Source organism: Aquimarina macrocephali (assembly GCF_051627225.1).
GTDB lineage: Bacteria > Bacteroidota > Bacteroidia > Flavobacteriales > Flavobacteriaceae > Aquimarina > Aquimarina macrocephali.
The window spans coordinates 5,079,172-5,092,827 of the sequence record NZ_CP151795.1 but is presented as its reverse complement, the minus strand read 5'-3'; the positions used below and the strand labels follow the sequence as shown (position 1 = coordinate 5,092,827).

At 32.0% G+C, this 13,656-nt stretch carries 14 protein-coding genes; 12 read left to right on the top strand and 2 right to left on the bottom strand.

What is annotated here, in order from left to right:
• The first annotated feature begins 123 nt into the window (after positions 1 to 123).
• The 4 genes from AAFU52_RS22545 to AAFU52_RS22530 all read left to right on the top strand — a co-directional run bounded on the left by AAFU52_RS22545 (position 124) and on the right by AAFU52_RS22530 (position 4,038).
• Complete coding sequence (locus AAFU52_RS22545) at positions 124 to 444, top strand: hypothetical protein (RefSeq protein ID WP_438423643.1); 321 nt, start codon at positions 124 to 126, stop codon at positions 442 to 444.
• Positions 445 to 844: 400 nt separating this feature from the next.
• Positions 845 to 1,669 (top strand): LytTR family DNA-binding domain-containing protein, encoded by an 825-nt coding sequence (locus AAFU52_RS22540; RefSeq protein WP_438423642.1) that lies wholly within the window; start codon positions 845 to 847, stop codon positions 1,667 to 1,669.
• Positions 1,670 to 1,794: 125 nt separating this feature from the next.
• Entirely contained in the window at positions 1,795 to 2,667 is an 873-nt protein-coding gene (locus tag AAFU52_RS22535; protein ID WP_438423641.1) for an alpha/beta hydrolase, read from the top strand.
• A gap of 105 nt (positions 2,668 to 2,772) precedes the next feature.
• Positions 2,773 to 4,038, top strand: a complete 1,266-nt coding sequence (locus tag AAFU52_RS22530; protein WP_438423640.1) for an NADase-type glycan-binding domain-containing protein — start codon at positions 2,773 to 2,775, stop codon at positions 4,036 to 4,038.
• A 279-nt stretch (positions 4,039 to 4,317) separates the two neighbouring features.
• Here the strand turns inward: AAFU52_RS22530 and AAFU52_RS22525 are convergent, their stop codons facing one another.
• Positions 4,318 to 5,691, bottom strand: a complete 1,374-nt coding sequence (locus AAFU52_RS22525) for a glycoside hydrolase family 113 (RefSeq protein WP_438423639.1) — start codon at positions 5,689 to 5,691, stop codon at positions 4,318 to 4,320.
• A 252-nt stretch (positions 5,692 to 5,943) separates the two neighbouring features.
• Here AAFU52_RS22525 and AAFU52_RS22520 point away from each other — a divergent pair, with 252 nt between their 5' ends.
• From AAFU52_RS22520 to AAFU52_RS22490, 7 genes are all read left to right on the top strand, one after another.
• A complete protein-coding gene (locus AAFU52_RS22520; protein WP_174412246.1) occupies positions 5,944 to 6,168 on the top strand; it encodes a (4Fe-4S)-binding protein in 225 nt (74 codons plus the stop codon).
• A 660-nt stretch (positions 6,169 to 6,828) separates the two neighbouring features.
• Positions 6,829 to 7,395 carry a hypothetical protein gene (locus tag AAFU52_RS22515; RefSeq protein WP_438423638.1) on the top strand — a complete coding sequence of 189 codons (567 nt, stop codon included), beginning with the start codon at positions 6,829 to 6,831 and terminating at the stop codon, positions 7,393 to 7,395.
• 207 nt (positions 7,396 to 7,602) lie between these two features.
• Positions 7,603 to 8,751: a helix-turn-helix domain-containing protein gene (locus tag AAFU52_RS22510; protein ID WP_438423637.1), complete on the top strand. Its 1,149-nt coding sequence runs from the start codon at positions 7,603 to 7,605 to the stop codon at positions 8,749 to 8,751.
• Between the two features lie 289 nt (positions 8,752 to 9,040).
• Positions 9,041 to 9,793 (top strand): type 1 glutamine amidotransferase domain-containing protein, encoded by a 753-nt coding sequence (locus AAFU52_RS22505; RefSeq protein WP_438423636.1) that lies wholly within the window; start codon positions 9,041 to 9,043, stop codon positions 9,791 to 9,793.
• Between the two features lie 20 nt (positions 9,794 to 9,813).
• Complete coding sequence (locus AAFU52_RS22500; protein ID WP_024769377.1) at positions 9,814 to 10,233, top strand: nuclear transport factor 2 family protein; 420 nt, start codon at positions 9,814 to 9,816, stop codon at positions 10,231 to 10,233.
• Between the two features lie 3 nt (positions 10,234 to 10,236).
• Positions 10,237 to 10,689 (top strand): YybH family protein, encoded by a 453-nt coding sequence (locus AAFU52_RS22495; RefSeq protein ID WP_438423635.1) that lies wholly within the window; start codon positions 10,237 to 10,239, stop codon positions 10,687 to 10,689.
• A 153-nt stretch (positions 10,690 to 10,842) separates the two neighbouring features.
• The gene (locus tag AAFU52_RS22490) at positions 10,843 to 11,034 is read left to right on the top strand and encodes a cold-shock protein (protein WP_024769375.1); all 192 of its coding nucleotides are present in this window, start codon (positions 10,843 to 10,845) and stop codon (positions 11,032 to 11,034) included.
• Positions 11,035 to 11,128: 94 nt separating this feature from the next.
• On the opposite strand, the gene AAFU52_RS22485 is transcribed toward AAFU52_RS22490, so the two are convergent.
• Positions 11,129 to 12,478, bottom strand: a complete 1,350-nt coding sequence (locus AAFU52_RS22485; protein ID WP_438423634.1) for a DUF5995 family protein — start codon at positions 12,476 to 12,478, stop codon at positions 11,129 to 11,131.
• 366 nt (positions 12,479 to 12,844) lie between these two features.
• Between AAFU52_RS22485 and AAFU52_RS22480 the strand changes: the two genes are divergently transcribed.
• Complete coding sequence (locus tag AAFU52_RS22480; protein WP_438423633.1) at positions 12,845 to 13,600, top strand: helix-turn-helix domain-containing protein; 756 nt, start codon at positions 12,845 to 12,847, stop codon at positions 13,598 to 13,600.
• Positions 13,601 to 13,656: the final 56 nt, after the last annotated feature.

Below are 13,656 nucleotides of genomic sequence, written 5' to 3'. Positions count from 1 at the left end.
ATATAATTTTCTTAGGTTTGATTAATATTGTAAAGCTGTATTTAGGATGATTATGTTTATCACTATACTGGTCATAGCCTTTGATCTGTGTGTAGCGTATTAAATAATAAGAATATATAAAAGATGAGTTTAATAGGAACTGCTGTATACTCTAAAACCTCTTTTGGTATTGAAGCTATTTGGTGTCATACTAACGATGATGTGGTGACGTCTGGTACCGGTAAAGGAAATAAAAAGAAGGACTTCAATTCAACCAAACCGTTTGTAGGTGATTATGAGATCACTTATTTTGATAGTAAGGGACCATTGGGGATGTATCAACTAACGATACGGTACGATAAAAACTGCTATCACTTAAAATGGATAGAGAGTATGAAAGTGGTTTATTTTGGAGTAGGAGTAGAACTAGATAATAAATTACATTTTGGGTATCGTGATACATAACAGAAGAACCTTATACATCTAGAATATCACTTCGAACCCTGAGCTGTCACACTGAGCCCTTCGGTAAACTTAGGACAGACCGGTCGAAGTACAGGTGAACGATCAAAAAAGACCATTTGCTATAAAACCTATTTCTTGAACATACAATTCTTTAATCAAAAACATGGTAGATATGTAGATGGCCAGATCTAATAGAATATGCTATAAGAACAGTATGTTATTTTTGTATTTTTGAACCAGTTTATTTTTTGATAGATTGGTAATATAAATGATATATCTATACTATGAATAGTGATCGGTGTATTTTGCCTTGTTTCAATTTATATATTTGACACTACCTTCTATAAAACGAGTGATAGTGAAAAACCACCATATTAATCCCAAATAGGGTTTTATTTTTATGATATTGAACAATCCTTTTCCATTTAGTACTTCTTATAAAACTCATATTTTAATAGGAGCCATTTTAGGCACATTATTAGGATTTATTTTGATTGTTTTAGAACCTTTTAATATCAATAACTTTAATCATATTTATAAAGAAGTATTGTTTATGGGGTTTGGATTTATAAAATTCACCAACTATGTATTGGCACATTTTGTAGAAAATTATTTTTATAATAATAAGAACACCTGGACTTGGTGGAACGAAATTATTTTTCTTATACTATCTTCTGTATCCGCAGCTGTTTTTGGATATTTCTATTTAGATATTGTCTTTGAGAGACAACCATTATCTTTACTAAGGTTACTTCTTTTTTTTATCTACATCGTTTTACCCATTTTGCCCTTAATTATTTTTCCAAAATTAGTGTTACGCTATGTGTTTACTAAAAACTCAAGAGGAAATTCTCTTTCTCAAGAGATTGTTTCTAAAAACGAAAGAATGCCTTTAGAAAAAATAACATTACACGGTAATAATGCTAAAGACGAATTGACTATATATAGAAAGCAGCTATTATATGTAAAATCGATTGACAATTATGTAATGATTTTTTACAAGGATGAACAAATTAAAAGTGTAATGTTACGTAGTAAATTATCTGACATTGTAGTTCAAGCCCCTTTCCTAATTCAGGCGCATCGATCATATTTGGTTAATTCTGAATATTCTTTTAAAATAGTTGGAAATTCTCAGAAGGCTAGTCTTACTTCAAATGATTTTGAAGAAGTAATTCCAATAGCAAGATCCTATTATAAAACGATGAGGAGCCTATTCAATTAATCCCATTCTCCTATTCCATTCGTCCCTAAACTCTGCGATTAATAACTAAAATAGTCAATTAGTAACTTACTTTTTTTCCTCCAAAACATATCGCTTTAGTTTGTGTCATCAAAATATATAATGACATGAAAAAAATTATTAAAATAGCGAGTTGGACTTTACTAACAATAACAGTATTAGCTGTTGGTTTTGGGATTTATATGTATCAGACAGATGAATTGATTCGAGGAATGATTCATGAAGATGAATCAAAGTTATATTATTACCCTTCAAAAAAAATTGCTTCTTTAAAAGAGTTTAACTATTCTGAGTATGAATTAATTGTTGAAGATTCTGTAACGATCTATACTTATCATTTCAAACCTTCGACAGCACCTAAAGGGAATGTGTTTTATATTCATGGGGCTGGTGAAAATGCTACCATATGGTCTGGTTTAATCAAACCATTAGTAGATTATGGTTTTTCTGTTTATGCTGCTGATTGGAGAGGGTATGGTAAATCAAACGGAACACCAAATTACAAAGGTGTTTTAAAAGATACAGAAGCTGCATTTAAAGACTTTATTCATAAAACACAAAAAGATAGTTTAAAAACGATAGTCTATGGAATGTCTCTAGGAGGGCAATTGGCCATTAAAATCACAAAAGATAACCAGGATAAAGTGGATGCCTTGATTCTTGACGGAAGTTTTGAATCTGCTCAAAGAATAGCAATTGATTATGCTCCTTTTGAATTCATCAAAAATAAACATAGAAAACACCCTGAAAAATTTAATCAAGATTATGTAGGAGTACGCGATATAGTAGATATACGTCATATTCCAAAACTAATTATTCATAGTATTAATGATGAAGGTGTTCCTATAAGTCATGGAAAAAACCTATTTAAAAATGCAAAAGAACCTAAAACATTTTGGGAAACTAATACCCCACATATTATGACACTTAGAGATCATACTGAAGAAGCTATTGCACGAATTAATGTCTTGATACAATGATATAGTGTATTTGATTAATTTTATTTTATCACGGTAAACAGGGGAAGTAGTGGATGTAATAAGTGATATATTTGCAGTGAATACCAATGATATACCATACATTTTATGAAAAACATACTTACCTGTATCATACTACTCATCACTTTTTTTTCTAGTGCCCAGGAAATAAAGGTACTCACGCCAACACGTATAGAATTACTGGATCTAAACACCACAGATGAAAAGGAATTTAACAGAAACAAAAAAGCTTGCGAAGAGATTAGGGAACGAATGTCAAAAGGGCTTAAAAAAGAAGATCTTACCCAAGAGGAGAAAGCAGAATTAGATAAGATGGTAGATCCAACAATGATGAGTTATTGGGATATCGAAGGACAAGGATGTAGTTGGTATTGTGGTGGAGGATCATACAAAGAAACTGCATCATCACATCTGGCAGATCAGGGAAGCATAAATTATCGTGCAGAAAATGCAATGGATCTTAATTACAAAAACGTATGGGTAGAAGGAGTACCAGGATATGGAGTAGGAGAATATCTTGAATATAGTTTTTACCAGGGAAGGCCGCGTATAACAGAAATTATCGTTGTAAATGGACATGTGAAAAGTGAAACTGCCTGGCGAAACAATAGTAGGGTAAAAAAGCTTAAAATGTATATCAAGGGTAAGCCATATGCTATCCTAAATCTTACGGATCAGCGTGCTGCACAACATTTTAAAGTAGCTCCAATTGGCAAATTAGATAAGAACATAGACTATGTCACTTCAAAAAGTTTACCACCCTGGACCATGAAATTCGAGATTATGGAGGTATATCCGGGAGATAAATATGAGGATACTGTACTTTCTGAAATCTATTTTGATGGGATAGACGTACACTGTTTTGCTAAAGGGACGTTGATTACTATGGCAGATCACACCCAGAAACCTATAGAAGATGTAAGTGTAGGAGAACAGATACTTTCTTATCATCGAGCTACAGATAGTTATATTGCTGCAACCATTCAAGAACTGGCAAGCCCAATTCATGATACTCTGGTTACCATTTCATTATCCGATGGTTCTACGATTACCTGTACTCGGGATCATCCACTCTTATCTTTTTCTGGAGATTGGTTGTCCTATACTCCAGAGAAAACGCAGATAGCATATGAGTTTGATGATGTTAAACAACTTAAGATAGGGAGTGTATTACAAACTATTTCTGGTGCCGTGAACATTTTAAATATCAAAGAAATTAATACTACACAACAAACGTATACTATCGTAAAACTGGATAAAACCAATACTTTTATCGCTAATGGTATTTTGGTTGGTACCGAAGAGTTACGTATCCCAAGAACATGTGATAGACACAAAATAATAACAGAGTGAATTGACCTTATAACCTGAGTTCGATGTAAGAAAATCACGTCAATTCGAGTGATCTGATACTTCGACATAGCTCAGTATAGACTGGAAGATTGTATCGAGAATAGTGATTTTCTATCTAAAAAAGCTATTCTCGATACAGTTTTTCCCCATGTCACCTCGAGCGTAGTCGAGAGGTCATTCTGAAAAACCACTCGAATTGACGCTTTTTATAACATTTTAGTTTAGGTCGAACTCAGGTTATAATAGTATCCTGAAGCCCTCGTTTTTTAATCGTAGTTACTAGTTTTTAGATCTATTTATGGGAAGGGCATACCATTTTGCAATGGTATTTTGTGCCGGTTTATAACGTGGTGAAAAATCCAGGCTTGTAGATGCACTATTGATAGAGGTTCTGGTATTCCATTGCCAGATGTACATACCCGAAAACCATTCTTTATTCCATAATGACTCAAATAATGCCTGATACGCAAGTTGTTGGGTACGATCAGATTTTTTCTGATACAGGATACCAAAAAGAGATCGCCACTCCCAGGGTTGTATTGCAGCAGAAGCTTCACTTTTATAGCCCACCTCTGTAAATAGTATTGGCCTTTGGTGGGTTTGAGATAAGGTTTCTAATTTTGAAATATGAGTATCCCAGCCCTTTTTTAAGGTAACCAGATTCGGATTAGTTTTTTTGGTAAGCGGAAAATAAGCTTGTATACCGATATAATCTAATTCCTTCCAAAAATCGATATGTTCAAATTCTCCATCCCAATTAGCAGCATACGTAAGCTTACCATGATATATCGTCTTGATTTCCTGCACCAGAGCCTTCCATCGATCTGGCTGATGTTTTAGAGATGATCGTAGCTCTGTACCTATGCAGAATAACTCAACTCCTGTTTTTTGTGCCATATGGGCATAATGAATCATATTACTGCGGTAAGAATCAAACCATATATCCCAATCGGTGGCTGATGGTAAAGAAATATCAGAACGCCATCCTTCACCCATCCATAAATGTGGTTTTAGTTGTACATGAACTCCTTTTGCTTGTAATTGTACAATACTGTTGATAAAAACGGAATCTCTCCTGGACCATTGCCCAATAGCCTTTGGAGTATTCATTTTTATTGTATGTTGATCTTTCTGGTATAAAAAAGGAATAACAGCTACCCATTCTACATTGTTCTTTATCAGTGTAGCAATAGACTTTTTATTATGAGACCCCCAACCAAATACACTCATTCCACGATGTTTTCCATCTGTTTTATACAGATCATTTGTAGTATCGTTAGTGTTTTCTATAGAATAATCCCACTGATAGGAAAACTCTTCTGTACTGTTAGTGTAGATAATAGTTTTATAGATACCAAACAAGGTAAAAAAAGGAATGGCTACTCTAAATACAACTTGTTTCCCCATAATGATAAACCCCTTGCGACGGTATGTTCTTATAAAATATCGAATGAGTAAAAAGAGTGCATACAAAAAGGCAAATAGAACATGAACACCAGTTAAGAATGTAGTATTAGGAAGTACTTCTACTAAGCTTTCAACTGATTTTTTAAAACTAATATCTGCACGTAATGATAATGAAAGGAAAAATAATATGATCAATATCCAGGTACCCACATATATCTTAATAGCAGTAAAGAATTCCTTTTTCATTCCTAAATATATCTAAAAACTGATATCTATTAGAAGACTAATATTCAAAAACGTTACAACATGATCTATAACCGATCTAAGAAAACATGACATAGAAGAACCTAATATAATAATGAATACCAATAAATTATCGAATATGATTCGGGTTAATTAAGAAAACAACTCGTTTTTGTATAGTATTTAAAAGGAAGCTATACCTTTAAAAGATTGTTATAAATATAGTATTGTATCCACACTTTAAATCATCATATTATGGCAAACGAAATTAGAAAAGAATACACCAATGGAGAAATTACAGTGGTTTGGAAACCAGGAAAATGTATTCATGCAGGTAACTGTGTAAAAACTTTACCAGAGGTATACAAACCTAAAGAAAAACCATGGATCAGACCAGAAATGGCTACTTCTGAAGCTTTAAAGAATCAGATCGAAAAATGCCCTTCTGGAGCGTTGGCATTTTATGAAAATGCAAAGTAGTTTGACCTGGACTATGCAGGTATGCTCAACAAAAAAGCATCTTGTTACAGAACAAGATGCTTTTTTAGAATTAGGCTAATTCAAATATGAGTCCCTGCAACAGGACTTCTCTTTACTTTTCGTTTGATAAGGCTGACATCGGAATTCTATTTTTAAGACAAGCCCTATCGACTACTCTAAAATTAGTATAATAGTATTGTTTGTAAAAGAGTTTAATCCCTAATATACCTAGGTTAAATCCCCCCTTTTTTAAATGGAAATTTTACTGATGTATGATATCCTAATCTTATGTAAGGTATAAGTGAAGTTGATATCTTAATGTGAGTTCGACATAAGAAAACTTAAGTCAGTCAGAGTGATTTTCAGTAGAAAATTGTACTTCGACCAAGCTCAGCAGAGCTATCGAAGACAAGTAAATTTTCAAGCAAAAGCCTTGTCATTCTGAGCTTCGTCGAAGGGTCGATACAATTTTTCTCCGTTTCACTATGAAAAATCACTCAATTTGACGGCTTTTTTAAACTAAATCCTTAACATCGAATTCATGTTACCTCAAGGCTATATATAAGGGTAAGAAAGTAGTCTTGTGAAAAGATGTTAAGAACTTGTTTTTACTTTCTGAAAAAAATGTGATTTCTTTGCCACCGGGAAAAAAACAAACATTTGGAGCATCAGGAAAAGGAACACGTTAAGGTATTCACTCGTTATAACTTTTTTAATAAAACATATTGCGTATTCAGAGGAGCTTCGCTACGCGAAATCTCAAGAAGAAAACCAAATTATAGAAGTGAGTCGGGGAGTACCTATTATTATACAAAACATGGAGTGTATAGAATGTCTAACCATTGGGGTAGGGCTGCAAAGTGCCAGTGGAGACTAGTATCCGATTTTCCTCCAGAAATTGATGATCTGCGATTAGGGTTTGCAGATTGGGGGGATTTTAGAGAAAACCTGGATCCTGATGTAGATGCATACTATATTTCGGTAGACTTTGAAGAAAAAAAGGTGAGTTATATGCATAAGGATAACCCTAATTATGATCAGATTGCCGTATTACGCTCTGCAGATGCAACCAGAAAACTCATCAAACAAATTAAAAACCTCCTCGAAACCTACAAGTGGGCCAAATATTATGATTATGATGATCTGGATGAATTTCGTGAAGAAGTGATAACCAGGCTGATCAATAGCAATATAACTTTAAATGAATTAAGACGTGAGCTGGTGTAGTTTATAATTCTTATTATAGCAAACTACAGTTTTAAATATTTGCTATATATTTACTTTACCTGTTGTGCATTTTGATATTTTTGAATACCAAATTCGTCAATTCGAGTGCTTCGACCATAGGAAGAAGTGTATCGAGAATAGGATTTGAGGTCAAAAAAGCTATTCTCGATAGTCCTGCTGAGCTTGGTCGAAGTAGAATTTTTCTTTATGTCATCTCGAGCGCAGTCGAGAGGTCACTATGAAAAACCACTCGAATTGACGCTTTTTTATAGTATTGATTTTAAAATACACAACGGGTTTACTTTTTATACTTTCATGGATTTAGAACGTCAATTATTATTTCTTTTTAGTGCATTAGGCGCAGTAAATGGTTTTTTATTAAGCTTTTATTTCGCTTTTTTTTCTAGGAAAAAAAGATTATCTAATTATTTCCTGTCGGCACTTTTGTTTGTGTTAAGTGCACGAATACTAAAATCTGTTTTCTTTTATTTTAATCCAGAATTATCTGAAGTATTTATACAAATAGGACTTTCTGCTTGTGTTTTAATTGGCCCTTTTTTATACCTATATACCAAAAGTTTAATAGTAGAATCTAAACGTAATAGCTGGTGGTTATTTCATGTTATTCCAGTGTTGACTTTGGTCATTTTATTAAGTGTTATATATCCCTATTGGGAACATAAAAAATTATGGTCCAGAAACTTTGTCAAAATCATTTATTTGCAATGGCTTTTATATATCGTATTTACAGCGATTCAATTAAAGCCGGTTTTTAGTACATTGTTTTCCAAAGAACATAAAATAAAACAAATAGAAATTTGGGTTTTAAGTGTATTTGGTGGAGTATCCATTATCTGGATGGGTTATAATATTGGATCTTACACATCGTATATTGTAGGTGCACTTTCGTTTTCGTTTGTGTTTTTCCTTTTCATCTTATTTTGGGTATTGAAAAGAAATAAAACGTCTTTGTTTTTTGAAGAAACTATTAAATACGCTGATAAAAAGATTGATCTTGATGAAGCAAGTGAATTTCAAATCAAATTAGATGATATAATTAAAGAAAAGGAGCTATTTAAAAATCCAGATCTAAAACTTGCAGATGTTTCTAAACAACTACATGTTTTACCACACTATTTATCTCAATTTCTAAATGACAATCTAGGCAAAAGCTTCCCTTTATTTATTAATGAATATCGAATCCAAGAAGCTAAACAACTTTTGATTAATGAAGATAATTACACTACAGAAGCTGTTGGTTATGAGTGTGGATTTAATTCGAAATCAACATTTTACACTACCTTTAAAAAGATAGTGGGTAAAACTCCTGCAGCTTATAAAAAAGAAGTAGCATAACCCGTTGTGCATTTGATATTTTTTAATTCAAGATTCGTCAATTCGAGTGCTTCGACCAAGGGAAGAAGTGTATCGAGAATAGAATTTTGAATTAAAAAAGTTATTCTCGATACAATTTTTCTTCATTCTATTTCGAAAAACCACTCGAATTGACGCTTTTTTTATCCTATTAATTTCTAAATGCACAACGGGTTAGAATAGTTTTAATTTATAAATCAGTACTTCTAATTTATAATACATAAACCTATACAGGTAATGATTTTTCAAATTTGCTGAAAATTAATTCAGTATGAGAAATAGTATACTACCGTTTTTGATGATTTTTCTTTTTTTGGGGTGTTCGGCTTCTTCAAAAGATAAGATTTTGTTTGTTACCTCTAATCAACATACCTATGGAAACACAGATCTGAAAACTGCAAATCATTTTGCAGAAATCGTTTTGGCATACGATGTATTCATAAAATCGGGTTACCAGGTTGATTTTGTAAGTCCAGAAGGCGGCGAAATTCCGATAGGATATATAAATACCTCAGATCCTATTCAAAAAAAATATTTAGATGATTTGGATTTTATGAATTTATTTAAAAATACGTATTCTCCCGAAGCTATAGACGCAAAAAACTATAAAGCGGTTTATTACAGTGGTGGTGGAGCTGCCATGTTTGGAGTTCCTGAGAATAAGGCCATCCAGAGTATCTCAAGAAAAATTTATGAGAATACAGGAATTGTATCAGCCATTTGTCATGGTACAGCAGGAATTGTAAATTTAAAATTAACAAACGGAAAGTATTTATATGAAGAAAAAGAAGTAAATGGTTTTGCTGATGCTTTTGAAAATAAAAGTAAAGCCTATTATAAAACATTTCCATTTTCTATAGAGGAAACCATTACTAAAAATGGAGGAAATTTTACTTATTCTAAAAAAGGATGGGATAATCATTATATTGTAGATGGTAGATTAATTACCGGACAAGATCCTACAGCTTCAGTATCTGTTGCAGAACAAGTTGTAGCAATACTTCAGAAGACAAATAATAAATAAACTTAAAATAGAATAAACAGATGAGAACAACAATTTTTATCCTACTCGTATGCTTAAGTACCTCTACATTAACTTTTGCTCAGGAATCTGATAAAGCACTTGTAGAAAAAACCGTTACGTATTACCTGGATGGAGGTACAAACAATGATTTTGAAACCTTAAAAAAGGCATTTCATACCAATGCTACAATGAAATTTATTTCAAAAGGAGTTTACAAAGAGGTAAATGCTTTAGAGTTTTTTAAAAAAGTAATGAAACCCGGACCAAAACAAAATCGAAAAACAAACATTGCATCTATAGATGTAACAGGAAACGCAGCACAAGCAAGACTTGAAATAGAATATGAGACATTTACATTTATTGATTATATGAATTTGTTAAAAGTAGATGGAGAATGGAAAGTAGTCAGTAAGATATTCTATAGACAACAAAAAAAATAAAAAATGAAATCATTTTTATCAATTTTACTCCTGGTATTTATTTGTTATCAATCTTCAGGGCAAACCTATATCGGAGAAAAGACAGAGATTAAACAACTAATAGAAAACGGTAAAAATTTCTCTAAATATGTTAACACTTCAGATTATAAAATGATCGGCGAATCATATACTGAAGACGCTAAAATATTTCCTAATAATTTAAAAATTATTGAAGGAACAGAAGGTATACTTGGGTATTGGAGGCTTCCTGAGGGAATAAAGATCATTAATCATAGAATAGATCCAATAGAAATTAAAATCATTGGTAATGAGGCATATGATTATGGTACTTATCAAGGCACTACAAAAAAAGCTGATGGAGAAGAAATTACCTGGAAAGGTAAATATGTAATTGTCTGGAAAAAAGTAGGAGCTAACTGGAAAATATATTTAGATATATGGAACTCTATTAAATGACTTTAATGTTTTTGATAATGACAGTTTGTATTTAGTAAGGTTTTACGGTCAATTTGATATATAATTGAAAATTAATGAATTAATTTGTTGTTTATCAAATTATTGGTACCATCTTTGCAAAACAAATTATATAATAAATTTAATTACATTACAATGAATAAAGGAACAGTAAAATTCTTCAATGACGCTAAAGGTTTTGGATTTATCACAGAAGAAGGTGTTAACAAAGATCATTTTGTACACATTTCTGGATTAGTAGACGAAATCCGTGAAGGTGACGCAGTTGAATTTGATCTACAAGAAGGTAACAAAGGATTAAACGCGGTAAACGTAAAAGTTATCTAATACATATACTTTCAAGTTTAAAGAAAGCCCATCACTAATGATGGGTTTTTTTTATTATGTATATTCTATTGTTACTATGTAATAGTATCAACTATCAATGTATGTTCAAAATTTCTTCTGCCTTTGCCCAATCATTCTCTAAAATTGAATGTACTTGCTTTTGATCTGATCGAACGGTATAGTTACCAATAAATTGGGTGCCTAACAAATCAATATGGTATAGCGCTTTGAATCCGTTATCATAAATTACCGCAGGATAAACATCATGTTCTTTAAACAAAAAAGAAAAGGGACCAAAACGAACATGGGCATCTACAACTACTGCCTTACCATTAGGAGATAAATGGTAATCTTCTTTAGAGACAAAAAGGGTAAACCAACCTTTATGAATTCGGAAATCATTTTTGGCAACACCTGCTTTTCCTTCATTTGGTAATGGGGTAATAATTGATTTGATAGAAGCATTTCCAATTATTTTTTGAAATAGCCCCATCATAGTAAGTAACATTTTATTTTTAAAACTAATCGAAGCACCAAACATTTTAGACCAACTTTTTATTTTAAAATTAAAATCACCTGTCCATTCTCCTTTTGCTATTTGAAAATAATATACCTGGTTGGGCGCTTTCTTCAGGGCTTGTGGATTTAGTATGATATCTTGCCCTTGTTCCATTAGTTCGAGCAATTCATTTCCTGCATTTAAGGTATCAATAATCTGAGTGACATTTTTCACTTCTACCGAATTAATAATTTTCAAAACCGATGCTCCCATAAAACCAGGATCAATAATTTTCTCACTTAACTGAGCTATACCTGTATTTTTTTGTTCAATAATGATTTGTTGGTTGGGTAATGTAAGCGGTGCTAATTCGATAGCAAGTTTCCAGGCAAAGTCTCGGGCAACTTTCATGCTGAAATTGATAATTGCTTCTTCTTCTTTTTCTGCAATGTCTTCTAATAAGTATAATAATGGAGAAAGCTCACTTAGTTCACTCAGAACCGTTGGGATAATGGAGGCAAGAATATTATTTACTTTTTGAAAATCATCATGCAAATCATGAATAGCTACACCAGGAGAAGTTTCTGCAGCAGCAACGCCCAAATCAATGTTGATGTGTGGATTCATCCCTAATAACAAATGTTGAACAATAATTAGCTCATTGTTTGTTATCGCATTAAAAGCAACCGCCCACGCTTTGGGCATGGCAGGATCATTGTTTTGAAATTGTTCAACTACTTCGAAATAGCGTGCTGCAAAATGAATATCTAACTTTTCAAGTCGTTCATCATTATCAAAATAACCAGTACCTAATTTGCTTTTAATGGTTTGGGTTACTCGCAAATATAAACTAGCGAAATAACCAACACGACTGGAGTGTTCTTTAGACCATTGAAGAATAGATTCTAATTTTTCGATTACTTCATCGATAGAAGCTGGATTCATAATAACAGATTTAAGATAAAACTACTTGGTTCTACTCGTTTTGCATCTAATTATAATTTAGTTGCTTAAGATTATGATTGTCTCGTTAGCTCGTATTTAATTTACTAAAGTTAAAGATTTCATAATCAATTAAAAAGAGTTAAAACCCCCAATTTATAGCGGGTTTTCTACCTAAAATTGAAAAAAAAACAGAGCAACAATTGTCACCCTTCTCTATAAATAATTTATGTATTCTTCAATTTCAAGGAAGTAAATAACACAGAAAATTCATTTTAGCGAATATCAGTAACATCGTTATAATGATTATTTTTATGTAAAGAGCGAGTCTGTTTTTTAATTACCTTAGTATCATAAATTACCTATAAAATGGAATGTGCCACTATATATTATGATAAAAGACACTTTTTTCCAATGCATTTGCATCCGGATCGCTATACGTTTTCTTATATCATAAATGGAAGTGCAAATCTTATATGTAAAGATGCGATATTCACCTTAAAGGCGGGTGATTTGGTGATGATTCCTCCTTATGTAGCGCACCAGACATTAATAGAAAATTTTTTCCATTACAAAGTCATTAGGGTTCCGAAGTTATATTCTTTTAACAATGTTTCCAGCAATCGATTGGGGGTAACGATAATACAGAATTGTTATTCTTATAAAAATCATTTTAATAATTGGTTCGAATCGATTATGACTAATAATAAGAAGAACTTTGATACCAGGGATAATGAAGAAACTAAAGTCCCGGATATATTTAAACATTTTTTGATTAGTAATAGCTCTAATTCAACCAAGTCAAAAATTATTTTAAAAAAAGCACTGGTACATTTTGAAAATAATTATAGTCGATCAATACTTGTCGAAGAATTATTGGATTTAACCTGTTTAAGTGATAGCCATTTTCAACGGCTTTTTAAAACTAATATAGGAATTTCACCTATTCGATATTTACAAAATCTACGAATTGAAAAAGCCAAAGAATACATAAAAACCAAAGATAGTTTTACCGATATTGCTTATGATACTGGTTTTTTTGATCAAAGTCATTTTAATAAATACTTCAAAATGAATGTAGGGATGATTCCAAAAAAATATGCCGATCTGGTTAAAAATGATTGAATTTTACAATTTTAGGATTTAAGATTGATAGAACTTGCTATCTAAAGTACAACGTT